Genomic DNA, 25,816 nt, shown 5'->3' with positions numbered 1-25,816 from the left:
CCTGAAACAGCCGCAGTGCATTTGACCGGTGGAATCGGGCGCGGTCAGTGCGGTCTGCTTCGCCAACCAGGTTGTTTGGTGAGGCGAAAATTCCGGCGGTCGTCCATATAACCGCCTGTCACGACCTTGCACCTCAATTGAAACGGAGCGCCACGGCAGTCTGCAATGGAAACCAGAGACGTCATCATCGTGGGCTCGGGCCATGGCGGAGCGCAGGCAGCTATCGCGCTGCGGCAGAACGGGTTCGAAGGATCGGTCCTGATGGTCAGTCGGGACAGCGAATTGCCTTACGAGCGCCCCCCCCTGTCCAAGGAATATCTCTCCGGCGACAAGCCGTTCGAGCGTATCCTGATCCGTCCGGAACAGTTCTGGAGCGACAAAAACATCGAGCTGCGCCTTGGCACCGAGGTCGTCGCGATCGACCCTGCGAAGCACGAGCTGACGCTGGGGACCGGCGAGAGCGTCGGCTACGGCAAGCTCATCTGGGCCGCCGGCGGCGCGCCGCGCGCGCTGACATGCTCGGGCGCGGACCTGAAGGGCGTTCACGCGGTGCGCACGCGCAGCGATGTCGATACCCTGATGCAGGAACTGGGCGACGGCGCGAAGAAGGCGGTGGTGGTCGGTGGCGGCTATATCGGGCTGGAAGCGGCAGCGGTGCTGCGCAAGCTCGATTGCGAAGTCACGCTGCTCGAAGCGCAGCCGCGCGTTCTTGCTCGGGTGGCGGGCGAGGAACTCAGTGCCTTCTATCAGGCCGAGCATCGCGCCCACGGGGTCGATCTGCGGCTCGAGACGATGGTCGACTGTCTTGAGGGCGAGGATGGCAGGGTCGCACGCGTGCGCCTGCACGATGGCAGCGCGATTGACGCCGATCTGGTCATCGTCGGGATCGGGATCGTGCCTTCGGTCGAACCACTGGCGAAGGCAGGCGCGGTGTGTTCGAACGGCGTCGATGTCGACGGGTCGTGCCGCACCTCGCTGGAGAACGTGTTCGCAATCGGCGACTGCGCCGCCCATCGCAGCCGCTGGGCGCAAGATGCGGTGTTGCGGATCGAGTCCGTGCAGAACGCCAACGACATGGCCACCGCCGCGGCGAAGGCGATCTGCGGCGACCCGCAGGATTATGCCGCGTTCCCGTGGTTCTGGTCCAACCAGTATGACCTGAAGCTTCAGACCGCCGGTCTCTCGACAGGCTACGACGCGACGGTGCTGCGCGGAGACCCTGCCGCCCGCTCCTTCTCGGTCGTCTACCTGCGCGATGGACAGGTGATCGCGCTCGACTGCGTCAATGCGATGAAGGATTTCGTCCAAGGCCGGAAGCTGGTCGAGCAGAGCGTTTCGCCGGACCCCAAGGCGGTCGCCGATCCCGGTACCCCGCTGAAGGAACTCGCGACGTCCTGACGCAGGGACTGCGTCAGCAATTCCTCGCCACCTGCCGCGGTATCGCCTAGCCTGATCCGATGCAGGCCGATCGAACATATCGTGTGCAGCCGCGCCGCATTCTCGTCCTTGGCGGGACCGGCACGATCGGACGTGCAACCGTGCACGCACTGGTCGCGCGCGGGCACGAGGTGGTCTGTCTGGCGAGACGCACATCTGAGCGATCCGCGCCCCCTCACCTATCCGGGGCCCAGCTTCGCGCCTGCGATGTGACCGACCCGGCTTCGCTGGCGCGCGACGGCTTCCGGGGCGAAAGGTTCGATGCTGTGCTCTCGTGCCTCGCATCGCGTACCGGCGCACCGGACGATGCCTGGCGGATCGACCACGACGCCCATCTGGACGCTCTGCGGCAGGCACAGGCGGCGGGCATTCCGCACATGATCCTGCTGTCCGCGATCTGCGTGCAGAAGCCCCAACTGGCTTTCCAGAAAGCCAAGCTGGCATTCGAACACTCGCTGATCGCATCGGAGATCGACTATTCCATCGTGCGCCCTACAGCTTTCTTCAAATCACTGTCGGGCCAGGTCGAGCGCGTGCGGCAGGGCAAGCCCTTCGTGATGTTCGGGAACGGCACGTTGACCGCGTGCAAGCCGATCAGCGACGGCGACCTTGCCGCATACCTCGCGGATTGCATCGACAACCCAGAGCGGCGCAACCGCATCCTGCCGATCGGTGGCCCGGGACCGGCGATCACGCCGCGCATGCAGGGGGAGGCGCTGTTCGCCATGCTCGGACAGCCGCCGCGCTTCAAACATGTGCCCGTCGCGTTGCTGGATGCTATCGTCCTGATGCTCGGCACCATCGGGCGCGTCGTCCCTTCGCTAAGAGCCAAGGCCGAACTTGCGCGCATCGGACGCTACTACGCGACCGAGTCCATGCTCGTGTTGAACCCCGAAACCGGCCTCTACGATGCCGAGGCGACGCCCTCGACCGGCTCCGAAACGCTGTTCGACTATTACGCGCAGCTGCTCAGCGGAGAGGCGCAGGCCGAGCGCGGCGAGCATGCCGTGTTCTAGAGCCTAGGACAGCCACTCGGAGCGGTTCCGCCCGGCATGTTTGGCAGCGTAGAGCGCCTTGTCGACGGCCTCCAGAATGGTCCGGCACCCCCGCTCGCTGTCATCGGCATCATGCGGGATCGTCATCGCCCCCGCGCTTACCGTCAGCGTTCCGAGGTCGCTTTTGGCATGCGGGATTCCGATCCGCGCCACGGCCTCCACCGCACCTTCGACCGCACTGCGCGAACCGTTGGTGGAGGAAGCCGGAATGATCGCGGCAATCTCCTCCCCGCCATAGCGGTAGATCGATGCGCTGGGTAAAGCCGCGCCGATCGCGGACACCGCCCGTTCGAGCGCCCTGTCGCCAGCGACATGGCCATAGTGATCGTTGAAAGGCTTGAAGAAGTCGACGTCGAACAGCGCCAGCGCGATCGACGTCCCTGCTCTCGCGTCCACCATCGCCTGGCGCAGATCCTGATCGAACGCCCGCCGGTTCAGCGCGCCGGTCAGGGCATCCCTGCGGCTCTGGTCGAGGAGCTGCCGGTTGGCGAGTTCGAGCTCAAGCGTTCGTTCGGCGACCGTGCGCTCGAGCCCGGCGCGCGCATCCTCGACCTTGTCGGCCATCCGCCGGAAGCTGCGCGCGAGCATGCCGATCTCGTCGTTCCGGTCGACTGGCAGACCATGGTCGCTGCCAGCAACGGATTCGTAGTTGCCGTCGGCCAGATGGCGGGTCGCCCGCGTCATCTTTCGGATCGGGGAAGACACGCTGGTCCGCAGGACGATGACCGCCGCCAGGATGAACGCCGCGAACAACAGGGCGATGAGGATCAGGATCGCCCCGGAAGAGCGCAACGCGCGTGCCTCGACTTGCAACTTAGGGTGCACGGTCACCAGCCACCAGTCCGGCCCGTCGATGCGTGCGCTGGCGATATAGGCATTCAGGTCTTCGTCGAACACGACCTTTGCCTGAGCGGCTCCATCCGGATCGGCTTCCAGCAGGCGGCGATAGATCGCGCTGAGGTCGGGATTGTCCGCCTCCGCGATATCGATCTGGCCGGCGTCCTCGGGCAACCCGTCCATCCCCTTCGGATAGGCCACCAGCATTCCGTCGCGCGAGAGGATCAGGTCGAAGGATCCGCCAGGCCCGCCGTCGGCCACCTCTCCCATAAGGTCGGTCAGGCTGACATCCAGGCTCGGCGTGAAAAGATGGCGCCCAGCGCGATCGACCGGCTTCTGGTACGTGATGGTCCAGTTGGATGCGGTGGCGTCGTAATAGAGGCCGGTCCACACGGGCCGGCGATCGGGGTTGTAGGCCTGCAGGGTGGATTGAAGCACGGAGCCTTCGGTCATGTTCAGATCGCTCGCGGCATTCAGGCCCCATGGCGCCTGCGGCCAATACATGATCAGCGCGTTTTCGGGCAGGCTGGCATGCACGTTGGCGAAGTTCGCCGATCCGCCCGGCCCGAACCTGGCCACGGTCTCATAAGTGAGGATGAGCCGGCGCTGCAATTCATCCGTCAGCGGCGGCCGATCGCGCGCGATGAATCCCGATACGCCGCCAGGAGCGGCTCGCGCATCGTCCTGCCCCGAGAAATATTCGGGGCGGAGGCGGATGGTTCCGTCACCCGGCTCGTAGAAGTAATCCGAGAACCGTGCCGAGGGCACGACAGCAGGGTTGGAATACAGCGCGAGGAAACTCTCGGCCATGCGATCCGCCAGTGTCTCGGCGAGCAGAAAGCGCTCGCTTTCATAGCGCCCGCGCAGCTCGATCTGCATCTTCCACTCGGCGACCAGCGTCTTCTCCGCCTCGTTCTTGACGGCATGGAACGAGAACAGCGCGAGAATTCCCGCCGCGCAGAAGGCGAGCAGGATCATCCGCAAGGCCACCTTGCGCGTAAACGACACGCGCGGGCGGCTGAATACCTCTTCGGCGCAGCCATCCCGCTCGCCGGGAGAAATATCCCCTTCGTGCTTCACAAGTATCCGCTGCTCCGGTCCATCAGACTGGGGAGCGCTATGGAAACATGGTTAAGATCGGGTGAGGATCGGGCGGCTCTAGAAGCCGACCACCCAGGCCTCGTCCGCCGGGGTCTTGCCCAGAGCGACCGCACTCCACGCCTGCTTCACGGCACCATCGCCCTCCTCGCGGTGGATCGTCAGCCAGTCGCGCGATTTCAGCGCGGTGTCTTTCCAGAAGTCGTGCGCGCGCTTTTCGAACACGCCCGGGCCCCACTCCTTGTGGCGCTTCTGGATATGGCCGGGCGCAAAAAACATCTCGCTGCGCTCCCGAATGAATCCGGGCGGCATGGTGTTCGCGTCGTAATGGGTGACACCAACGTTGGAGGTGTATTTCATGTTGTCGCCCAAATGCTCATGCAGCCGCCCGAGCACGCCGCCATCGCCAGACATGTCGATGACGACGGTCGGAATGCTCGCGTCGATATTGTCCAGCGCGTCATAGGTCAGGACCTCGTCGTAGAGGCCCAGCTTTTCGACCGACGCCGCGTTCCGGGGCGAGGTGACGCCGACGCTCCTGGGCGCAGACGCATCGGCGGAGATCGCATAGGCGCATCCGATCGCGGTCTTGGAGGACGCGCTCAGCACGACGACCTGACTGGCGCCGTACCAGTCATGGTCCTGCATGAAGTCGTAGATGCAGAAGGATGTCGCATAGAGCGGGAACAGCACCATGCGCGCATCGTCCAGTTCGCCGTCGTAATCGGGCTCTGCGCCGACACGGGTGTAGGAATTGTACACCGGCGGCAGACCCGCGCGATGCTCCGCGCCATCGACGAAGCGGCCTTCGCTGACCTTTGCCGGTTGCATGACGAGATGGCTTGCCATGGGGAAGAAGCCGTAGATCCGCTCTCCAACCGGCACCTCCGGATGCGCGGATTCAACGATCTCGGCAAAACCCCATACGGGAATAACGCCCTCCCCCTCGCTTTCGACCGGGAAGAACTTCCAGTATCCGATGCGATCTCCCATCACGCCATAGGTGACGTTGTTGGCGGTCAGCGCGAAGCGCTCGATCCGCGCGAGGACCTCTCCATCGCTGAGCGGCGGCACTTCCCGCATGTCGATACGGCCTTCGCGGATATTGTCCTTCTGGACCAGGAACTGGCTGGTTGTCGTCATGTGCGGGCTCTTTGCCTTGTGTGGATGGGCTGCTGACAGCGCCCTAACTACTCATCGCCATCATGAGACCGAAAGCCCCCTTCAGGTCAATCAATCGACAGCATTTCCTGCCGGGAGGCTGATCTTGAACGCGGTAGGGTTCGCCCCCGTCAGCTCCAGCGATCCACCGTGGCCGCGTGCGATCTGGCGGGCTAGCGACAGCCCGATGCCCGACCCCTTCGGCTTGGTCGTGTGGAAAGGCCGGAAGATCAGCGCTGCGCTTTCCGGGTCCACGCCCACGCCGTTGTCGGTGACGGTAATCGCGAGCCGGTTCTCCTCATGATCGATGGAGAGGGTAACGCGCGGTTCACTGGTCGCGCTGGTCGCTTCGGCGGCGTTGTTGAGCAGCGCCCAGACCGCCTGGTGCAGCTGATCGCGATCCATCCGCCATTGCTCGACCGCGCCGATATCCAGCGTGAGCGTCGTGGCAGGCCACCGCTGCGCGAAAAGCTGCGCCAGATCGCGCGCGAACTGATCGAGTGACGAGGCTGCAAGGATCGGCTCGGGCAGCCGGGCGAGCGCACGATAATCGGTCGCGAAGCGCTGCAAGCCTTCGGCGCGGCGTGCAAGCGGGCCGAGAATTTCTGCCAGCAAGGCGGTGTCCACCGGCTCCTGCGCCGCTGCGGTCTGCGCACTCTCGGCCAGCGACACGATCGGCGACAGGCCGTTGAGCAGTTCGTGCCCCAGCACTTCGATCAGGTCCGCACTGGCGCGCGCCTCGGCAGCCAGTTCCTCGCTCTCGACATCGATCAGCGCGGCAACCGTTACGCCCGAAGACGCCTCCACCCGGTCGATCCGCCACAGCCGCCCTTCGTGGCGAAAGGTGGGTGCCGAAGGATCGAGCAGCCCGGGCGGGACCGGAACGATCCGGTCGTCGGCGCCGAAGATCGCACGCGCCGCGCGGTTGAGCACGCGGGCCGTATCGCGATCGAGCGCCAGCAACGGGGTCGGCGCGGCGTCCAGCAACAGGCGATGCACGGCTGCATCTCCGTCCTCTGCCTCGCCACCGTCTGCAAGCGGGCGCGAAGGGACGAGCGCAGCGTTCCACCACGCGAGCGCGAGGGCCCAGATCCCCGCCAGCACGGCGCCGGTCAGCAGCCCCCATCGACCGGTGTACCAGGCGAAGGTCGACACGATTGCACTCGCGAGCAGCGCCAGCCCCAGCCCCGCCGCCCGCCACCCGCGCCCGTGGTACAGCCTCATAGCCCGTGGCGCTCCATCCGGCGGTACAGCGCCCCGCGGCTGAGCCCAAGTGCCTTAGCCGCGTGACTGACATTGTGATGGTGCTCTGCCAGCGCGGCGGCGATCATCGCCTTTTCCGTGCGGTCGAGATCGAAGCTGGGCGCGTTGTTCTCGGCAGGAGCGCTGGCCACAACGGGCGTACCGATCGACAAGGCTGCGGTATCGATCATGCCATCATCGGAGAGCAACACCGCACGTTCCATCTCCGCGGCGAGCCCTCGCACTTCGCCGGGCCAGTCCGCCTCACGCAAGGCCGTCTCGGCCGCTTCGGTAATGCGCGGGATGGCGCGGCCGAAGCGAATCGCTGCATCGGTCACAAAATGGCGCGCCAGGATGGGGATGTCCGCGCGCCGCTGCGCGAGAGGAGGTACGGCAAACTCGATCGTCGCGATCCGTCGGCGGAGCGCAGGCGTCAGCGCATCGGGCCGGTCGACGATCGCGATCGGGCGAATGTTCTCGGAGAGCCTTGCGGCGAGGCGATCCTGCGCCAGTTCGCCGAGCCGGTCTGGATAACGCAGGATCACGCTGCCTGCAGCATCCCCGATTGCGTCGAGCGCGCCTTCCTCGCGCAGATCGATCCGCAGCGGCATGTTCTGCGCATCCGCAGAAGCGGCATGCACCGCGAGCGCGCTCAGCATCCGCCCCGCCCCTGAAGGTCCGGTGATGGCGACGCCCGCCATCGTCGGCCCGACCCGGCGGATCAGCTGGCGCAATTCCTCGATTGGCGCGCTTTCGCCAAGGATGCGCGCTGGCGGCATGGTGCGCTCGGCAGCAGTTGCGCCCGCAGCGGGCGCGGTCGGCTCGCGCGCCACGGCAGCTTCCACCTTGCCGATCAGGTCGACATTGTTCCAAGGCTTGACCGCGAAGTCGCGCGCGCCCGCCTGCATCGCGGCAACCGCCATGCGCACCCCGCCATGCGCGGTCAGCACCACGACGCACGCCGCCGGGTCGTCCGCCATGATCCGGGCGAGACAGGCAAGCCCTTCCTTGCCGTCGCTTTTCCCCGGGGTAAAATTGAGGTCGAGCACGATCCCATCGAAGCGGGACCGCGCGAGCTGCGAGAACGCCTCCTCCGGCTCGTGCACCACGGTCAGGCTGTGCCCGGCCATGCGAAACGCGATTTCCATCGCGCTGGCGACTTCCGGCCGGTCGTCGATCAGCAGAATCGCCAGCCCCGCTTTTGCGCTTGACGCTTCGCCCTGCTGTCCATTTGCGGACACAGTGTCCGGCGACGGACGCTCGGATGCAGAGGCGCTGCTGGATTTTCGTGCGATCATAGTAACTTAGGTCTTTCAGCCCTGTTCGGCGATACTGGCGACATGATGACGCACACAGCCGAACAGTCCAACAGTTTGTCTACGCCCGCACCCGGTGCCGCGATGGATCGCAAGGTCGAAAAGAAGAAGGTGCCGTGGTGGCGCGACAAGCGTTTGCTGATCGCCATCGCGGTGATCGCGATCGCCTTTGTCGGATGGCGCGCGATCCCCGCGAGCGGTTCGACCAATGTCGATGCGGACGACATCCAGACAGGCGAAGTGACCCGCGCCGCCTTCGACGATTACCTGCCGGTCCGCGCGAGCGTGGTGCCCGCCACGACCACCCTCGTCGGCGTGATGAGCGGGGGTCAGGTGGAAGAGCTGTTCGTGCAGGACGGCGCGCTGGTTACCAAGGGCCAGCCACTCGCCCGGCTCGCCAACCCCGATCTCGAACTCACCGTGCTCAGCCAGGAAGCACAGATCGCCAGCCAGCTGGGCGGTGTCGCGGGCGAGAACCTGGGTATCCAGCGCTCCCGCGTCGATCGCGCGGGGCAAGTCGCGGCGGCGGAGTACGATCTGGTCCGAGCACGGCGCGAGCTCGATATCCGCCAGCAGCTGCACGACAAGGGCTTCGTCTCCGATGCCGGGGTCAAAAGCTATCAGGAAGAGGTCGACTACCAGTCGCAGCGCCTCGCCCAGCTGCGTCAGGGCCGCGCCACCGAGGCGGGAATCACCGCCACGCAGGGCCGCATGCTCGACGCCACCCGCGCGCGTTTGCAGAGCAACCTGTCCGCCGTGCGCGGCAGCCTCGATGCGCTGACGATCCGCGCGCCGATGGCCGGCCGCCTGACCAATTTCCCGCTTCAGCCAGGCCAGACGCTCGCGCCGGGCGACCCTGCCGGTCAGGTCGACAGCGAAGGCGACTGGAAGCTGGAGGCCGATGTCGACGAATACTATCTCGGCCGGGTCGAGGTCGGTCAGAAGGCGACCACCTCCGACGGCGCGACGCTGACCGTATCCAAGGTCCTGCCCACCGTTACCGATGGCCGCTTCCGCGTCGAACTGACCTTCCAACAGCTGCCTAAACAGCCGCTCAATCGCGGACAGACGCTCGACGTGCGGATCACGCTCGGCGCGGCGAAGCCCGCACTGATTGCCCCGGTCGGAGCGTGGCTGAGCGAAGGCGGATCTTCGGTCTTCGTGATCGATCCCGATGGCAATCACGCCCGCCGGGTCTCCGTCACTCTCGGTCGCCGCAATCCGCGCCAGGCCGAGATCCTGTCCGGCCTCGAACCGGGGCAGCGCATCGTCACCAGCAATCTCGCCCGGGTGAAGGGCGACACCATCAATATCCGCTGAAAAGAGGGATGAATTTCGTGATCAAGCTCGAGAATATCGAACGCCGCTACGCCTCCGACGAAGTCGAAACGACCGCGCTGGTCGATGTGAACCTGGAGGTGGCGGAGGGCGAATTCCTCGCCATCATGGGGCCCTCTGGCTGCGGCAAATCCACCCTGCTCAACACGCTGGGGACGATCGACCGGCCGACCTCGGGCCACTACTGGTTCGGCGAAGAAGACCTTGCCGCCATGGATGAAAAAGCGCTGGCGAAGTTCCGCGCTGCGCAGTTGGGCTTCGTTTTCCAGAGCTTCAACCTGATCGACGAACTGACGATCGAGGAGAACATCGCACTGGGCCTCGCCTATCGCAAGGATGTGTCCGGCAACAAGGCGGAGCGGGTCGCTGCGGCGATGGACACGGTCGGCATCGCCCACCGTGCGCGCCATTTCCCGCACCAGCTATCGGGCGGCCAGCAGCAGCGCGCCGCCATCGCTCGCGCCATCGTGGGCCAGCCCAAGCTGATCCTCGCCGACGAACCGACCGGCAATCTCGACACCGCCAATGGGGAGCAGGTGATGGACATCCTCACCGCGCTCAACGCCGGTGGTGCGACCATCGTGATGGTCACCCACTCCCCCAGCCACGCGGACATGGCGAAACGGCGGATCGACATGCTCGACGGCCGGATCGTCGCCAGCGCCATGCGCGCAATCTGAGGAGGACGCATTCATGAACCGCTTTGGCCTCCTCTCGCTTTACCGCTCGCTCACCCGGCACAAGCTTTATGCCGCGCTGAACATCGGCGGGCTGGCGATCGGCATCGCCGTGTTCATCGTGCTGGGCCTCTATGTCCGGTTCGAGACGAGTTTCGAGAAGTGGCTGCCCAATCACGAGGAGACCTATCTGATTCAGGCGGAGTGGAACATCCCGGACAGCCCGTTCAACGGAGCGTTCGATTCCACCATGGGGGGCCTGCTGGAAGAATTGCGCGCAGAGCATCCCGGGCTGGTCGGCACACGGTTGCGCGGCGGCGTCGACAGAGGTTCGATTTTGCGCGGCGGGTCATCGACGCTGACGGATTTTGTCCAGGTCGATCCAGCATTCCTCGACGTCATCGAATTGCCCCTGGTCGCGGGTGACAGGGATAGCGCGCTCGCCCGACCCAACAGCGCCATTATCAGCGAGACATTGGCTCGCAGTCTGTTTCAGGATCGCGATCCGATCGGCCGGATGATCACCGCCACCTATGATGAGCCGCAAAACTACCGCGTCACCGCGGTCTTCCGGGACATGCCCGACGCGACCGAGATAAATTTCGACATTGCGACCCCGTTACCGAAAAATCCGCCGAACGAAGTCTGGTACAACTGGGGTTCGAGCCAGGTGCAAACCTTCGTTCGAATGGAAGACCCCAGAGACATCCCCGTGTTCGAGGATTCCATGGCGCAGCTGGTGAAACGCAGCGCCATAGACGATCTCGGCAGCGATGCCGCCGACGTTATGAGCCTGCGGTTGCAACCTCTGGCGGAGGGTCACCTGACGCCTGAAGGCCAGGCGACCGCAAGCCTCCGTTTGACTGTCGTGACGCTCGGCATAGTCGGCGTGCTGACCCTGCTCATCGCCATGGTCAACTACGTAAACCTCGCCACCGCACGGTCCGTCCTGCGGGCCCGTGAGATCGCCATCCGCAAGGTCAGCGGGGCGACACGCGGCGCGATCATCGCCCAGTTGCTGGCAGAGGCGGTGCTGAATGCGGCACTCGCGTGTCTCGTCGGCCTCATCCTCGCCGAAATTGCACTCCCGCTCGTCAATGCAGCCGGTGGCCTGAGCCTCGCAATTCCTTACGCTCTCGTGATCCCGGCGCTCATCATGCTGGCCGTCATCATCGGGCTTGCGGCAGGTAGCTATCCGGCATTGGCGATCTCGGTCTATCGGCCCGCCGCCGTGCTCGCCTCCTCGCGGGCACCCGGCGGCGGCAAGTCGGCGACCCGTGTGCGCGAAGCGCTGGTTGCGCTGCAATTCGGCCTCGCCACCGCGTTCCTGATCGGCACATTGGTCCTCGCGGCGCAAATGCAGCACGTGCGCAACAGCGATCTGGGCTTCGAACGCGACGGCCTTCTGGTGGTCAATTCTTTCGATGCTGCTGCACTATCGCGCAGCCAGCGCGTCGCGATGATAGAGCGTTGGAAGGCCTTACCTGGCGTGCGTTCGGTCGGGATCGCAGATAGCGCCCCCGGTGGCACCGGAACGGTCAATTTCAGCACTGTCTCTCCACCCGGCGCGACCGGCCCCGGCCCGTCGCTTCGTCGCATTTCAACGGGTCCGGACTTCTTCGAGGCTATCGGGGCAAAACCGATTGCCGGTCGGCTGCTGGGGGACGAATTCCGACTCGACGACGTGTCGCGGCGCGAAAGCGGCCAGATAGCGAACATACTTGTCGACCGCTCGGGCAGCAGGGCCTTGGGTTTTTCAGATCCACAGGAGGCCGTCGGTCAGGTCGTCCGGGGAGCGAACGACGATTACGAGATCGTCGGCGTGGTCGAGGATCTGCGGTTCTTCACCCCTCGCGAACCCCATGCGGCCACGTACTTCCAATATAACGGCGATATGCCCGCGTTCCCGGTGGCGAACATCCGGTTTAACGGTAATCCGCGAGAGATCGCATCGGCTGTCCACTCCGTCTGGAACGAAGCCGCAGACAACGTGCCCTTCGACGCGGGAGGCGCGTCCATGCGCCTCGCCGAGTTCTATGAAGACGACGAACGCGCCGCGCGCCTGTTCGCCATCGGCGCGGGGCTTGCGGTGCTGATCGGGATGGTCGGTCTGTGGGGCCTAGCCTCCTTCAACACCGCGCGGCGGGTGAAGGAAATCGGCATCCGCAAATCGCTCGGTGCATCGGCGACCGACATCGTCAAGCTGCTGGTCGGCCAGTTCATGCGGCCGGTGCTGATCGCGAACCTGATCGCATGGCCGCTCGCCTATTTTGCGATGCGCACCTGGCTGGCAGGCTTCGATGACCGGATCGCCCTCTCGCCGCTGTTTTTCATCGGGGCCAGTCTGGTCGCGATCGCGATCGCGGTGCTCACCGTCCTCGGCCAGTCGCTCCGCGCGAGCCGTACCGCTCCGGCATGGGCGCTGCGCCATGACTAGAGGCATCATGACAAGAGCCGCGCTGCTCGGCGGAGCGGCGCTGCTCGGCGCGGCTCCCGCCCAGGCCGACACGTTGCGCGATGCGATTGCGGCAGCCTATGCCACCAATCCCACGCTGGCCGAGGCGCAGGCCCGGCAGGAGGCGCTTGAGGAGGCCCCCGAACAGGCGCGGGCCGAGGGTCGGCCCTCGCTCTCCGCAGTTGCCGGCGCAGGCTACGACGATCTCGGCCGCGGGAGCGCGAGTAGCGCCGATCTGCAAGCGGCCATGCCGATCTGGACCGGCGGCCGCGTATCCTCAGCCGTCCGAGCATCCTCGGCAGATGTCGCGGCGGGCGCACAGGTGGTGCGCGACAATGAGGCGGCGGTGCTCGAGCGGGTGGTCGCGGCCTATGCCGACCTGCTGTTCGCACAGGAAGCGGTCGAGGTCGCGCGGATCGGGATCGAGCGGCTCGACCGGCAGATAGGCGAGGCACAATCGCGTTTCGATCTGGGCGAAGCAACGCGGACCGACGTTGCCCAGTTGCAGGCCCAGCGATCGAGCGTCGTCGCCAATCTCGCCGATGCCGAGGCCGCTCTTGCAAGCGCGCGCGCAGCCTATCGCGCGGTGGTGGGAGAGGAACCGGGCGCGCTGGAGGACGAAGTGCCCCCACCCGGGATGCTTCCCGCCGACCTCGCCGATGCGCGCGCTGCTGCCGAACTCGCCAATCCCCGTCTGCTCGAACGTCTCCGCATCGTCGATGCGTCCAGAGCCAGGATCGACCGCGCTCGGGCAGACGGCGCACCAAGCATCGAGCTTGCGGGCGCCTATGGCCGCGGCGTGGAAGACGCGGGAGGCAGCTTGCGGGATTACGACAGTGCCGCGAGCGTCGGTGTCACCTTGCGCATTCCCTTGCTGACCGGCGGGCTGGTGGCATCGAGAGTGCGCGAGGCGGAAGCGACCGCGCGCGCCGATCGTTACGCCGTCCAGGCAGAGCTGCGCGAAACCATGCGTTCGGTCGAGACCGCCTGGGCCACCCTTCAAGCCGCAAAGCAACGCGAAACGGCCAGCCGCGACGGGTTGGAAGCCGCACAGATCGCGCTCGACGGGGTGCGCGCGGAATACGAATTCGGCCTGCGCTCGACGATCGACATTCTGCTTGCCGAACAGAGCTATCGCTCTGCCCAGCTCGCCCTCGCCCGGGCGCGCAGCGACGTGCTGATGGCGCAGGCCGCACTGCTCAGGGCAACCGGCCATCTCGATCGTGCGGCCTTTCTGGATGGCCGGGAAGGAGATGGCACGGTCGCGGGGTGAGTACTTACGCGTTCACTCCCTTCATGCCCTCGGCAGTATAGCGTTCGCCCACGAAGGTGCCGGGGGCATAGGCGCTGTCGAGCCGGGCAATGTCATCATCGGACAGGGTTAGGCTGGCGGCTGCGATGTTCTGCTCCAGATAGGTCAGCCGCTTGGTGCCGGGGATTGCAAAGACGCCCTTGGCCAGTGCCCATGCCAGCGCGACTTGAGCCGCAGTGGCCTCGCGCTGGTCGGCGATGGCGGTCAGGGTGCCGAGCCGCGCGGTGTTGGCTTCCAGCGCATCTTCCGAAAAACGCGGTGTATGGCGTCGGAAATCATCTTCCGAGAGGGCTTCGCGGTCGAGCGCGCCGGAGAGGAGCCCACGGCCGAGCGGGCTGTAAGCGACGAAGGCAATGCCCAGCTCGCGGCAAGTGGGCAGCACCTCGACCTCCATATCGCGCGTGGTCAGCGAATATTCGCTCTGCACCGCCGCAACCGGATGGACAGCATGCGCGCGCCGCAGGGTGTCGGCAGAGACCTCGCTCAGGCCGATGCGCGCGATCTTGCCCGCTGCGACCAGATCGGCGAGCACGCCCATCGTATCCTCGATATTGCGACCGGCCTCCGCGCGGTGGACATAGTAGAGGTCGATCCGCTCCACCCCGAGCCGCTGGAGCGACGCGTCGCAAGCCTGCCGGATATAGTCCGGGCTGTTGTCGATCGTGCGCGCATATTCGCCCGGTGCTTTGCGAATGCCGAACTTGGTGGCGACGAAGGCTTCGGGCCGACCGTGCTTCAGGAAGCGCGCGAGCAGTTCCTCGTTATGACCATTGCCGTACATGTCGGCAGTATCGAACATGCGCACGCCAAGCTCGTAGGCGCGATCGAGCACGGTCAGCGACTGCGCGTCGTCGGTCTCGCCATAGAATTCGGACATGCCCATGCAGCCCAGGCCAAGCTGCGGGAGTTGCGGGCCTTCGGTGCCGAGGGGAAGTTGGGCGATCATGATGAAGACTCCTGTGATGGTTTCGCTGCCCACCATAGCGCCCGCGCAAATCCGCGAAATTGAATGCGTTTGCACACCATCTGTGCAAAAACGATCAGATGAAGTGGGATGACCTGCAAGTGCTCGCCGTGCTGGAACGCGAGGGATCGCTGGCCGCAGCCGCGCGCAGGCTGGGTGTGAACCATGCGACGGTCTCCCGCCGCATCGCCGCGCTGGAAGAGTCTGTGGGCCAGCAGCTCATCCGCCGCCTCGCCCGCTCCACGCCGCTGACCGAGAAGGGCCGCGAAATTGCCGCCATCGCGCAGGAGATGGAACGGGGTGCGCAGAAGATCGAGCGCGCAAGCCATGCAGCGCAAGGAACGCTGACCGGCATGGTGCGCCTGACCGCGCCGCCGGTACTGGTGAGCGAAGTCATCATTCCGGCGATGGGCGACCTGCGCACTGCTCATCCCGAGCTGTTGATCGCGCTGTCGGCCAATTCGCACCTCGCCTCGCTCGATAGCGGGCAGGCGGACCTCGCAGTGCGCATGGTCGAGCCGCAGGGACGGCAGAATATCGTCCGTCGCATCGGCGAGGTTCGCTTCGCGCTCTACGCGGGCGCCCCGGTCGCTGGACAGCCGCCGTCGGACTGGCGCTTCATCGCCTTCGACGAGACCCTCGCACATGTGCCGCAGCAGCGTTGGCTGGCAGAATTTGCGGGTGCGCGACCGCTGGATCTGCTCACCGGCGATTTCCACTCCCAGTTCGCAGCCGCACGTTCGGGGCTCGGCGTCGCCCTGCTGCCCTGCGTCATGGGCGACGCATGCGCCGATCTTGAGCGGGTCGCACCGGACCAGCCCGAACCGAGGCCCGTGTGGCTGGTCATCCATGCCGACCTGCGCCACGCGCCAGCCGTGCGCGCAGTGGCGGACATGCTGGTGGAGGCATTTGGCGCATAGCGCTGCGGCGAAGCGGCGAAGGCGGCTGGCTGACAAAGCGACGACCGCGCTCTAGGGCACATGGCGGATGAAACCCTTGCGCGCCTTGATTCGGGAATACCGCCACCTTGCGCTCGCGCTGCTGCTGGTGGCGTTTTTTATCCGGGCAATAATCCCCGCGGGTTTCATGGTGTCCACCGCCAGCGACACCGTTCTTTCGGTAACGATCTGTTCCGATGCCTCGGCCGGCCTCAAGCAGATGCAACTGGTCATCCCGGGCAAGAAGCCGGCCAGCGGCCATTCGGATGGCATGGAGAAGGCCAAGCATTGCGCCTTCTCCGGCCTCGCAAAGGCGGCCGGCGGCGCGGGCGACGCCGCACTGCTGGCGCTCGCCCTCGCCTTCATCCTCGTGCTCGGCCTAGCGCCGGTGCGGCACCTTGCGTTTCAGCGAAACTCCTACCTCCGACCGCCGCTGCGCGGCCCTCCGGCAGCGGCCTGACAATCCTAGCCTGACCTGTCGGTTCTGCCGTCGCGCGCCCGGAATGCGCAGCGCGGCCTTTCGGAGTATAGAAAATGCAATTCAAGACGACCCGCCCGCTGGGGCGGACGATCCACGCTGGCTTTGCCGCTGCTGGCGCCGCAGCGCTCATCCTTTCGATCGGAGCGTGCAGCTCGCAATCCCAGCCTGAGGGCGCGGCAAGCGAAAACGCCAGCAGCGAGCTCGTCATCACCGCCCCCTGGTCGCGCGAGACCGCGAAGGGCCAGGACGCGGGCGGCGCTTTCATGACCATCGCCAACGAGGGCAGCGGTGCCGACCGGCTGACCGGCGGATCGACCCCGGTGGCGGGCGACGTGCAGATCCACACGGTCGACATGACCGACGGCGTGATGCGCATGCGTCAGTTGTCCGATGGACTGGATATCCCCGCAGGCGATACGGTCACGCTGAAGCCGGGCAGCTTCCACATCATGCTGATGGGCCTCAATCACCCGCTTGAACGGGGCGAAACCGTCCCCCTGACGCTCACCTTTGAGAAGGCCGGGCCGGTCGAGGTGGAACTCATCGTCAAGCCAGTCGGCTCGCAGGGGCCTGAGGTAGGAGGGGGCGATGAGTGATCCGTTTCCAGAGCTTGAAGAAAAGCAGACGCCGGAAGAACGCGCGGCGGGTTTGAGAACCTTCCGGATGATCGTCTGGCTGTTCGTGGCGCTTTTCGCCGGGATGGGTCTATTCGCTCTGGTCGGGCCGGACAGGCAGCCTGCGCCGGATCAACCGGCCGGTTATGCCGACACGGTCGGCGGTGCATTCTCACTCACCGCCGCGGATGGTTCGACCGTCACCGACCAGACACTGAAGGGAAAGCCGTTTGCGATCTTCTTCGGTTTCACCCGATGCCCGGATGTGTGCCCGACAACGCTCGCAAGCCTCGCCAAATTGCGCAAGCAGATGGGTGAGGACGGCGACAAGTTCCGGATCGTGTTCGTCTCGGTCGACCCCGGCTATGACAGTCCGGAAGATATCGGGCGCTATGTCGACCTGTTCGGCACGCCGATCATCGGCCTCACCGGCTCGGACGAAGAAATCGCCCGGGTCACAAAGGCCTACCACGCCTTTTACAAGAAGGTGCCGACCGAAGGCGATGACTACACCATCGACCACACCGCCTCGGTCTATCTGATGGATGCCGAGGGCAAGCTACGATCGACCATCGACTATCACGAGGATCCGAAGACCTCGCTCGCCAAGCTGAGGCGACTGGTCGACACGACTTGAACGGGTCCGGCGGTGTCCGCGACTAGCGCGGGGCGCCGCCGACCGCCTGGTAAAGCCCCACCAGCGTGGTCAGTTCGTCGGCCTTCGCCTGCACGAGCGAGAGTTCGACCCCGAGCAGCGCACGCTGCGCATCGACCTGCTCGATATAAGGCGTGTAGCCTGCACGGTAGCGATTGCGCGCATGGCGCAGCGCATCCGCGACCGCGCTCTGCTGGGCCTCCAGCGCAGTCTGCTGTTCGCCGAGATTGGCCAGGATCGCCATGCGATCCTCCACCTCCCGGAAGGCACCGAGCACGGTGGAGCGATAGGCCCAGGCCGCCTGATCGCGCTGCGCGGTCGCGCCGTCGAGCTGCGCTTGCAGCCGCCCGCCCTGGAAGATCGGCGCAAGGATGCTGCCGCCGAACGACCAGACGCTGATCGGATCGGCGAGCAGGTCGGAGAGCGCCAGGCCTGCGCTCGCCCCGAGATCGATCGACGGCATGAAATCGGCGCGCGCGACCCGCATCTTGGCGTCGGCTGCGGCGATCCGGTATTCCGCCGCCGCGATATCCGGCCTGCGGCGCAGAAGTTCGGAAGGGAGCGTTGCGGGCGGTGCCGGAGCCACCAGTTCGTCCAGCGTCCCGCCACGTTCGATGCCGCCGGGCAGTTCCCCGGTCAGGACCGACAGCGCATTCTCCTGCCGCGCAATCTGCGCCTTCAATTGTGGGACCAGCTGCGCGGTCGCCTGATATTCGGCCTCCGCCTGCCGCAAGGGCAGCTGCGACGTATAGCCGACCTCGGCACGGTCGCGGGCGAACTTGAGCGCCTCCTGGCGCGCCGCCAGCGTATCTTCCAGCACTGCGAGCCGGGCATCCAGCGCGAGCAGTGTGATGTAGCCTGTGGCGGTGGCCGCGCTCACTGCGAGGCGAACGGCTTCTTCGCCAGCCGCGCTCGCCGCAACGCCTGCCTCTGCCGCATCGACCCGCGCGGCGTTCTTGCCGAAAAGGTCGAGTTCGTAGGAGGCGCGAAAGGTCGGCTGGGCCGCAACCGACTCCTGTGGCCGCCCCAGCGCCGACACCTCGCGCTGCACTCCGCCTTCGACGCCCACGCCAAGGGATGGCAGCAGGTACCCGCGTGAAGCCTGTTCGGTCGCGCGTGCTTCATCCACTCGCGCCGCCGCGATGCGGACATCGGGATTGTTGAGCCGCGCCTGCTCGACAAGGCGGGACAGCTGGGGATCGCCGAAGCTTTCCCACCACGCCGCCTCGACCGGGGCGCTCGCACCAAGCTGCGTGCGCCACTCGATCGGCGGCGTCACGGCACTGCCCACGGGGGCATCCTGCAGGCTCGGCGCGCAGGCGGACAGCGCGAGCGCGGATGTGAGCAGAAGGGCAAGAGATTTGCGCATGGCGATCAATCCTTGGTGTGAACGGTTGCGACGACCGACATGCCCGGCCCCAGCCGCTCGGCAGCCTTCTGCCCCTTGTCGAGCACGATGCGCACCGCGATGCGCTGCGGCACCTTCACGAAATTGCCCGCGCCCGTGTCCGGCTTGACGATGCTGAATTCGCTGCTGGCGGCAGGCGCGATGCTCTGCACCCGACCGGTCAGTTCCAGCCCGCCCAGCGCATCGACTTCCAGCGTCGCCCGCTGGCCCACCGCCATCTCGGCGGTCTGGGTCTCCTTGAAGTTTGCGACCACCCACAGCTCGTCGGGGACGATGTACATCAGCTGCGTCCCCGCGCTGACGAGCTGGCCGACGCGGGCGGTAATCTCGCTCAGGCGGCCCGAACGCGGCGCGCGGATTTCGGTGCGGGAAAGCTCGATCTCGGCGAGGTCTTTCGATGCCTCGGCACCGGCAACCTGCGCTTCCAGCCCACCGCGACCGACCGTGACCGATCGCACGTTCTCGGCGGCGATGGCCCGCTGGGCCTCCGCTTGCTGCACACCGGCCTGCGCCTGCTGCAAGGCGGCGCGCGCCTGGTCGCGCTCGCGTAGCGAGACCGATCCCTCGTCGACCAGTTCGGCAATGCGGTTCATGTCCGCCTGCGCCTTCTGCAGCGCGGCGCGCGCGCTCGTCACCGCGGCGGTCTGCAGCTTGAGCTGCGCCTGGGCGGAGCGCAGGCTCTGCGCGCTATTGGCCAGTGCAGCCTGCTGCGCAGCGGAGTTCGCCGAGCCTTGCAGGACCTTCTGCTGGAACGGCGCATCGTCGATCCGCGCGAGAAGGTCGCCCTCCTCAACCCGCTGGAAGTCGGTGACGGGCACTTCGGTAAGGTAGCCGGCGACCTGCGGGCTCACCACCGTCGTACGGCCGCGCACATAGGCATTGTTCGTCGTCTCGTCGCCGCCAGCGAATGGCGGAAGATCCCAAGCGTACAAGGTCGCGAAGACCCCAGCGAGGATAACGAAGACGGCAACGATGATGCGCCGCCGCGAAACATTGGGAGACCACCCTTTCCCTGTTTCCGCCTCGACGGGCTTGTCTTCGGAAACCTCGGGTTGAGCCTCGCTCTGTGAAGGGGAATTTGTCATTGCTTGGTCCTTGAGAGCATGGCCTCCAGCGAGGCCAGTTCCTTGGCGAGCGGATTGCGCCCGCGAATCTTGTTGATGAGCCACGGCACGAAAATCACGGCGAAGGTCACTGCCGCGAGAGTGCCGACGAGGAAAAACACGTCGTTGAATGCCAGCACCGCCGCCTCGCGCGAGACAGACTGTGAGATGCTGGAGGATGCCACCTGTTGCTGCAGAGCAGGGTCCGACTGCACGGGCGCGACCCGCCGCGCGGCGTTGGACAGGGCCTGCCCAAACTGGATATTGCCGAGCGTCAGCGTGCTACCGGCATCGATCAGGTGCGTCTTCAGGCGTATCGTGTGAAAGGCCGAGAGCAGCGCACTGCCTGCCAGACCGCCCATCGACTGCGACAGCGAGAAGATCGCGATGAAGCTGATGACGAACCTCTGCCCGGCAGCCAGCGCGCGGAGCATGCCTTCCATCATGATAGGGCCCATGGCGAACACCGCGGCGAAAGCGATTGCAGCCTGGGTCCAGTAGAGATCTTGCGGGCGCGACATGACACCTGACCGGGTGTCGGCGAAGGCGGCGATGCAGATGACGAAGACCGCGAACAGGACCGGGCGTGTCAGATCCTTGGGGTCCAGGCGCACCACCGAAAGCACCATGCCGCCGAAGGTCGCGCCGGTCAGCACCCAGAAATAGCCGGTGAGCTGCTGGTTGCCATAGCCCAGCGCGGAGAACATTCCGCTTGCGCCGAAGCCCTGTTCGGCGACCAGCACGCGCACCGTCGCACCGATTGCGGCAAGGCTCAGGATCGCGCGGCTGGACAGCCAGCTGAGGTCAAGCATCGGAGTCTTCCGGTGGGCTTCGATCAGGAAACAGCCCCCGAGGCAAAGGATGGCGACCGCCAGCGCATAGCCGAGCCAGGGGGTATCCCACCACTGGATGCGGCCCTGGATCAGGAACGCGCACAAGGCGCTGATGCCGACTATGAAGAGAGCGATGCTGGGAATATCGAGCGGTTCGAACGTCTCCTTGCGCTCGCCCGGGGGAAGCCGCAGCAGGTACACAAGCCCGAAACCGAGAAGCGACAGGGCAAACTGGAACTGGAAGACATGATCCATGTCGTTATCCACCAGCAGCACCGGCGACAGCGCCCTCGTCAGAGGAAACGCGATCTGCGTAAGGCCAAGCGAAATCACCAGTCCCCCAACCCTCATTGCCGCAGGCAGGCCCTGCATGAGGTAGTAGATCGTCAGCGCCGACAATCCTGCGGCCGTAATCCCGGCCACGGCGCGCGCCACCAGTTCGGGGTAATAGCCCGGGCCGATCATCTGCACGAAATTGGCAGCCACAAGCCCTGCCATCGCCCAGCGCACGAAGGGCTGGATACCGAAATGCTGCCGCACCCGGAAAAGCAGCATGCTCAAGCACGAATAGGTCGAATAGAATGCGACCGTGAGCCAGCCCGCCTCCACCGGTGTAAGGGCGAATTCGGCTTGGACGGCGCCGGAATTCGCCAGCAGGAAGCCGTTCTGACTGCCACCGAGCAGCCCGATGAAAATACCGATGGCAAGATAGGCTGCACGCCTGGCACCCGGGTGGTCCGGATTGGCGGGCGACCCGGGCAGAATCGGCATCTCGTGCGGCTTGAAACGATAGCCGGCCGCGTGGTCGAAAAGCGGTTGGCGATCAGTCACAGCGCAATCCTCTGTCAATCAGAGTGTCTTCGAGCGCCGCCTCGAACGCCCGGTCGTCCGCAACATTATCGACCAGCTTGGCGAGCCGTTCGCGCCGGGCGACCGTACTCGCCGCTGCATAGATGAAATTGGCGACCCTGAATTGCAGGTGGTGCACATCGCCCTCGCACTCTGCCGCAGCCGCCTGGGCAAGATCGAAGAAATAGCGGTGCAGCGGCAGGGAAAGTTCGTCGAGCAACCAGTCGTTGCGATCGGAATCGATCGTGATGTCGCGCAACAGAAGCCGCGGCATATCCGGGTGCGCAAGCTGGTAGTCGATGAAGGCCCTCATCGCGTGGCGCAAACGTTCGCGGGCGGGCTTCGCCTGCGTGTCTGTCATCGCTTGGTGGAGCGCTGCTTGAAGATCCTTCGCCGATTGCGAGACGATCGACTTCCACAAGCCCGCCTTGCCGCCGAACCGATAGGCGATCAGCGCGACGTCGATGTTCGCGTCCGAGGCAATTTCACGCAGCGAGGTCGCTTCGTAGCCCCGCGTGGCAAAGCGCCGCCGGGCGGCGTCGGCGATCGCCGCGCTCGTATCCGTATCGCTTTTTCTGGGCCGCCCCGGCCCGCGTCGCTTGGTCACTCTACGCTCCTGTCAGGAGCGCGATCTAGGATCCTCCTCGAATATATTCAATAGGCGTTGAATATATTCGAGGAGGCAGCACCTGCCGGACCGCAGATCGACCGATCCGACGGATGGTGCGGTGTACGTGCCGTCACATAGCCTCAGTTATCGGGCGACCAGCCGTCCTTGTACCGCTCGAACCAGGCCAGAATGGCGGAGGCCTTCGCGGCGCTCTGCGATGGCCGTGCGGCGATGCTGCCATGGCTGGCGCCAGGCACCTTCACCAGCGCGGTAGGGACGCCGCGCAGCCTGAGCGCAGTATAATACTGCTCGGACTCGCTCACCGGGGTGCGATAATCCTCGCTCCCGACCACCACCAGCGTGGGCGTCTCGACATTGCCGACCAGCGACAGGGGCGAGCGATCCCAGTAGAGCTGCGGGTTCTCCCACGGTTGCGCGCCCAGCCAGTACGAACCGAAGAAAGCTGGCGAGTCCGCGGTCAGGACCTGCGTGGTCCAGTTGATCACCGGCTTCTGCGTCGCTGCAGCCTTGAAGCGGTTTGTCTTGCCGACGATCCAGCTGGTCAGCACCCCGCCGCCCGATCCGCCGGTGACGAACAGCGCGTCGGGATCGGCAATGCCCTGTGCGATCGCTTCATCGACGATGCTGATAAGGTCGAAATAGTCGTTGCCGGGATAGGCCTTGTCGATCTCGTTCGCGAAGCCTTCGCCGTAGCTCGTCGAACCGCGCGGATTGGCGGATAGCACGGCGTAGCCTGCCGCTGCATAGAGCTGGTTGTCGCTCGCGAAATGCGGGCCGTAGGCGGCGAAGGGGCCGCCATGAATTTCAAGGATCAGCGGTACGCGCTGCCCCTCGACATAGCCCGGCGGCAGGGTCAGCCAGCCTTCGATCTGTATCCCGTCATGGCTGGACGCGGTGGTGATCTTGCGCACCTCGCCCATCGTCTTCACTTCGCGCAAAGACCGGTTGAGGTCGGTCAGGATGCGGGTGTCGCCGCCGCGGGTCAGGCGAAGTTCGGCGGGACGCGTCGCGGGTCCGCCGGTCGAGACGATCGCATCGGTCTTCGCCACCGAGAAGCTGCCCCCGGTATAGGGCCGGTCGAGCCCGCCGCCCGAAAGCCCGCTCGCAACGTCGCGGATCGAGCCATCGAGGCCAATGCGTGCCACGCGGGTTTCGCCCGATACATCATACTGCGCGTAAATTGCGCGCCCGTCCGCATCCCATTCGATTTCCGTCGGGCTGAAGTCCCAGCCCTCGGTCAGGATCCGGCGGTTGGAGCCGTCGGTATCCATCACGTAGAGATCGTCGTTCTCGTACGCCCGCAACGCATCGTCGTAGCCGAGATAGGCGATGCGGTTGCCATCGGGCGAAACGCGCGGGCTGTGGTCCGGCCCGTCCCGATCGGTCAGTTGGGAAACCGCTCCGCTGGGCAGATCGACCGCGTAGATTTCTCCCTCGACCGGGTCGCTCTGCCAGTCGGCCTTGCGATTGGCGCCGAAATAGATCGTGCTTCCATCGCGCGACCAGGACAGCGGGCCGCCGTCATGCGAAGGGCCGAAGGTCAGCTGGCGCGGCGCACCGCCATCGGCGGGAATGACGAAGATCTTCTCGAACCCGGGCTTGAGATAGCCCGCCCCGTCCGCCCGGTAGGTCAGCAGGTCGTAAATCTGGAGCGGCTCTGCCCATTCGGCTCCTTCGGGCTTGTTCTCCGGGGCGGCGCCAAGCTTGGGCGCATCGTCCTTCACCAGCATGGTGTAGGCGATGGAGCGTCCATCGGGTGACCACGCCATGCTCGACGGGCTGGTCGGCAATCCGGTCAGGCGGACAGCCTCGCCGCCGTCCATCCATCGCACCCATAGCTGCGCGCTGCCGCCATTGGTCGAGACGAAAGCCAGCCGGTCGCCCGAGGGGGACCAGCGCGGCGAGAAGGCATTGCCATCCTGCCCGGCAACCGGCTTTTCCTCGCCGGTACTAGCATCGACCAGCCAGATCGCGCTGCGCGTGCTATCGCTCATCACATCGTTCGACCGGCGCACATAGGCAATCTGCGACCCATCGGGGCTGATCTGCGGATCGGATGCGGTGGCGAGATCGAACAGGTCCGCTCCGGTGAAACGGCGATCCGGCCCCGACCCGACCGTGCCCATCGCAGATGCGGACTGCGGCGCCTCGGCCTCAGCAGCGGGTTCGGGCGCTGGCGTGTTCTGGGCGACGAGGGTCGCAGGGGTGAGAGCGACCGCGCTCGCCCCGATGAAAATTGCCAGCAGCTTCATACCAATGCTCTCCCCGGACCCTGAAATGTCTCGCCCACGCTGGGCCAGCGGGAGGCCCCGTGTCAATCAGTCGGCTACCTCCGCCGACCGGCATGGTCTGTTCCGGCTTCGCCAGTTGAGAATATGGGCGGTGGCAACCAGTGCCGCGCCAAGTGTCGTGAGCCCGGTTTCGAGCGCCAGAGTATGGGCAAACAGGCCCGAGATCATCAGCACCAGCCCAGAAAAGCCGAGGGCCAGCCGGGAACCCGCCCCGCCCGCACCATGCCGCGATTTCAGCAGGACATAGCTGGTCAGCGGCACCGCGATGAGCACCATGACGAGATGGAACCCTTCCGGCAGCGAGAGCGCAGTGCTCCAGCTCGGCAGGATGGCGATGGCCAGTGGGAAGACGAGGCAATGGATGAGGCAGGCGGTCGACAGCGTCACGCCGGCACCATCCATCGCGGCGGCGACGCCTCTGCTACGCGGCCTCACGCGCCCGGCTCCGGGTCGATCCGCGGCGTATCGATCGCCAGCAGCAAGCGGCGTTCACCGGTGCCCGCGATGGGTGGGGAACGGTGCAGACAGGGATCGTGCCCCTCCCCGAACTGCCAGCCTTTGACCAGTGCGATATCGCCCGCGTCGATATTCCACACCTCCCCGCCCGGCACGTTGTCGCAGGCGAATTGCGTGCCGCGCCCCGCATAGGTGGTGATAAGCCGCAGGTCGGTGAAATCGGCGTGGAGCTTGCGGCAGGAATCATCATCGACCAGTTCAAGCCGCAGACGCACCTCCTCGCAGAGCATCAACGCTGCAAGGCGCGTGGCGAGCATGGCGATGTCCTCCACCAGCGCAGCGGGCAGATCGCCCAGTGCGGCGGCCGCGCGATCGGGCGCACCGCTCGCGCGCCACGTGAACGGATCGCGCGTCAGCAGAGGCCGGTCGCACAGCGGCACCGCTCGGCGCTGCACGACCAGCGGATGTTCCGGTCGCCGTATCGCGCTCCAGTCATCGGTGAAACACGCGTAGTCGGTGGCGTTCGAGGACGATGGCGGACGAGGGAGAGATGCGGCAACTTGCATGATCGGGCGATTTTCTTTCGACACTGGTGTTGGCTCGGCATCCGTCGGGATGCGCCGAGACGCGCGAACTGACAGATGTGATATTATATCATCCATTTC

The 25,816-nt window shown here is 65.6% G+C and carries 22 protein-coding genes; 10 read left to right on the top strand and 12 right to left on the bottom strand.

All coding sequences use genetic code 11. The features are described 5' to 3' along the window. Nucleotides 1-165: 165 nt before the first annotated feature. Both K7H93_RS11090 and K7H93_RS11085 read left to right on the top strand, forming a co-directional pair. Nucleotides 166-1,398, top strand: coding sequence for an NAD(P)/FAD-dependent oxidoreductase (locus K7H93_RS11090; protein ID WP_230783654.1), 1,233 nt, complete (start codon nt 166-168; stop codon nt 1,396-1,398). Between the two features lie 59 nt (nt 1,399-1,457). Next, entirely contained in the window at nt 1,458-2,453 is a 996-nt protein-coding gene (locus K7H93_RS11085) for an NAD(P)H-binding protein (RefSeq protein ID WP_230783653.1), read from the top strand. 3 nt (nt 2,454-2,456) lie between these two features. Here K7H93_RS11085 and K7H93_RS16095 read toward each other — a convergent pair whose 3' ends face one another. From K7H93_RS16095 to K7H93_RS11065, 4 genes are all read right to left on the bottom strand, one after another. Continuing rightward, on the bottom strand, nt 2,457-4,409 hold the full coding sequence (locus tag K7H93_RS16095) for a diguanylate cyclase domain-containing protein (protein WP_230783652.1): 1,953 nt from the start codon (nt 4,407-4,409) through the stop codon (nt 2,457-2,459). Nucleotides 4,410-4,487: 78 nt separating this feature from the next. Beyond that, the gene (locus K7H93_RS11075) at nt 4,488-5,570 is read right to left on the bottom strand and encodes a DUF2855 family protein (protein ID WP_230783651.1); all 1,083 of its coding nucleotides are present in this window, start codon (nt 5,568-5,570) and stop codon (nt 4,488-4,490) included. 90 nt (nt 5,571-5,660) lie between these two features. Then, on the bottom strand, nt 5,661-6,812 hold the full coding sequence (locus K7H93_RS11070) for a sensor histidine kinase (RefSeq protein ID WP_230783650.1): 1,152 nt from the start codon (nt 6,810-6,812) through the stop codon (nt 5,661-5,663). Then, complete coding sequence (locus K7H93_RS11065) at nt 6,809-8,071, bottom strand: sigma-54-dependent transcriptional regulator (protein WP_230783649.1); 1,263 nt, start codon at nt 8,069-8,071, stop codon at nt 6,809-6,811. The genes K7H93_RS11070 and K7H93_RS11065 overlap by 4 nt, the downstream gene beginning before the upstream one ends. A 99-nt stretch (nt 8,072-8,170) precedes the next feature. On the opposite strand from K7H93_RS11065, the gene K7H93_RS11060 reads away from it, so the two are divergent. Genes K7H93_RS11060 through K7H93_RS11045 form a run of 4 tightly spaced genes read left to right on the top strand, consistent with a single transcriptional unit; the run spans nt 8,171 to nt 13,889 of the window. Further along, nucleotides 8,171-9,466 (top strand): efflux RND transporter periplasmic adaptor subunit, encoded by a 1,296-nt coding sequence (locus tag K7H93_RS11060; RefSeq protein ID WP_230783648.1) that lies wholly within the window; start codon nt 8,171-8,173, stop codon nt 9,464-9,466. Between the two features lie 8 nt (nt 9,467-9,474). Next, nucleotides 9,475-10,164, top strand: coding sequence for an ABC transporter ATP-binding protein (locus K7H93_RS11055; protein ID WP_054525142.1), 690 nt, complete (start codon nt 9,475-9,477; stop codon nt 10,162-10,164). Nucleotides 10,165-10,177: 13 nt separating this feature from the next. Beyond that, entirely contained in the window at nt 10,178-12,598 is a 2,421-nt protein-coding gene (locus tag K7H93_RS11050; RefSeq protein ID WP_230783647.1) for an FtsX-like permease family protein, read from the top strand. Then, the gene (locus K7H93_RS11045; protein WP_230783646.1) at nt 12,591-13,889 is read left to right on the top strand and encodes a TolC family outer membrane protein; all 1,299 of its coding nucleotides are present in this window, start codon (nt 12,591-12,593) and stop codon (nt 13,887-13,889) included. Before K7H93_RS11050 ends, K7H93_RS11045 begins: the two co-directional genes overlap by 8 nt. Nucleotides 13,890-13,893: 4 nt before the next feature. Here the strand turns inward: K7H93_RS11045 and K7H93_RS11040 are convergent, their stop codons facing one another. Continuing rightward, on the bottom strand, nt 13,894-14,874 hold the full coding sequence (locus K7H93_RS11040) for an aldo/keto reductase (RefSeq protein WP_230783645.1): 981 nt from the start codon (nt 14,872-14,874) through the stop codon (nt 13,894-13,896). 98 nt (nt 14,875-14,972) lie between these two features. On the opposite strand from K7H93_RS11040, the gene K7H93_RS11035 reads away from it, so the two are divergent. The 4 genes from K7H93_RS11035 (at nt 14,973) to K7H93_RS11020 (ending at nt 17,562) form a co-directional block, all read left to right on the top strand. Continuing rightward, entirely contained in the window at nt 14,973-15,812 is an 840-nt protein-coding gene (locus K7H93_RS11035; RefSeq protein ID WP_230783644.1) for a LysR family transcriptional regulator, read from the top strand. Nucleotides 15,813-15,879: 67 nt separating this feature from the next. Continuing rightward, nucleotides 15,880-16,290 carry a DUF2946 family protein gene (locus tag K7H93_RS11030; RefSeq protein WP_230783643.1) on the top strand — a complete coding sequence of 137 codons (411 nt, stop codon included), beginning with the start codon at nt 15,880-15,882 and terminating at the stop codon, nt 16,288-16,290. Between the two features lie 74 nt (nt 16,291-16,364). Beyond that, nucleotides 16,365-16,907, top strand: coding sequence for a copper chaperone PCu(A)C (locus tag K7H93_RS11025; protein ID WP_230783642.1), 543 nt, complete (start codon nt 16,365-16,367; stop codon nt 16,905-16,907). Beyond that, nucleotides 16,900-17,562 carry an SCO family protein gene (locus tag K7H93_RS11020; protein WP_230783641.1) on the top strand — a complete coding sequence of 221 codons (663 nt, stop codon included), beginning with the start codon at nt 16,900-16,902 and terminating at the stop codon, nt 17,560-17,562. The genes K7H93_RS11025 and K7H93_RS11020 overlap by 8 nt, the downstream gene beginning before the upstream one ends. 22 nt (nt 17,563-17,584) lie before the next feature. On the opposite strand, the gene K7H93_RS11015 is transcribed toward K7H93_RS11020, so the two are convergent. From K7H93_RS11015 to K7H93_RS10985, 7 genes are all read right to left on the bottom strand, one after another. Next, nucleotides 17,585-18,949 carry an efflux transporter outer membrane subunit gene (locus tag K7H93_RS11015; RefSeq protein ID WP_230783640.1) on the bottom strand — a complete coding sequence of 455 codons (1,365 nt, stop codon included), beginning with the start codon at nt 18,947-18,949 and terminating at the stop codon, nt 17,585-17,587. A gap of 5 nt (nt 18,950-18,954) precedes the next feature. Further along, nucleotides 18,955-20,073, bottom strand: coding sequence for an HlyD family secretion protein (locus K7H93_RS11010; protein WP_230783639.1), 1,119 nt, complete (start codon nt 20,071-20,073; stop codon nt 18,955-18,957). After that, on the bottom strand, nt 20,070-21,755 hold the full coding sequence (locus K7H93_RS11005; protein ID WP_230783638.1) for an MFS transporter: 1,686 nt from the start codon (nt 21,753-21,755) through the stop codon (nt 20,070-20,072). The genes K7H93_RS11010 and K7H93_RS11005 overlap by 4 nt, the downstream gene beginning before the upstream one ends. Further along, entirely contained in the window at nt 21,748-22,380 is a 633-nt protein-coding gene (locus K7H93_RS11000) for a TetR/AcrR family transcriptional regulator (protein ID WP_230783637.1), read from the bottom strand. The genes K7H93_RS11005 and K7H93_RS11000 overlap by 8 nt, the downstream gene beginning before the upstream one ends. A gap of 143 nt (nt 22,381-22,523) precedes the next feature. Next, nucleotides 22,524-24,656 carry a S9 family peptidase gene (locus K7H93_RS10995; RefSeq protein ID WP_230783636.1) on the bottom strand — a complete coding sequence of 711 codons (2,133 nt, stop codon included), beginning with the start codon at nt 24,654-24,656 and terminating at the stop codon, nt 22,524-22,526. Between the two features lie 66 nt (nt 24,657-24,722). Continuing rightward, on the bottom strand, nt 24,723-25,130 hold the full coding sequence (locus tag K7H93_RS10990; protein ID WP_230783635.1) for a MerC domain-containing protein: 408 nt from the start codon (nt 25,128-25,130) through the stop codon (nt 24,723-24,725). Continuing rightward, nucleotides 25,127-25,717 carry a DUF1826 domain-containing protein gene (locus K7H93_RS10985; protein ID WP_230783634.1) on the bottom strand — a complete coding sequence of 197 codons (591 nt, stop codon included), beginning with the start codon at nt 25,715-25,717 and terminating at the stop codon, nt 25,127-25,129. The genes K7H93_RS10990 and K7H93_RS10985 overlap by 4 nt, the downstream gene beginning before the upstream one ends. Nucleotides 25,718-25,816: the final 99 nt, after the last annotated feature.

This window comes from Citromicrobium bathyomarinum (assembly GCF_021021475.1).
Taxonomy (GTDB): domain Bacteria; phylum Pseudomonadota; class Alphaproteobacteria; order Sphingomonadales; family Sphingomonadaceae; genus Alteriqipengyuania; species Alteriqipengyuania bathyomarina.
The sequence above is the reverse complement of the archived record's forward strand: the minus strand, read 5'-3'. Positions and strand labels throughout refer to the sequence as shown.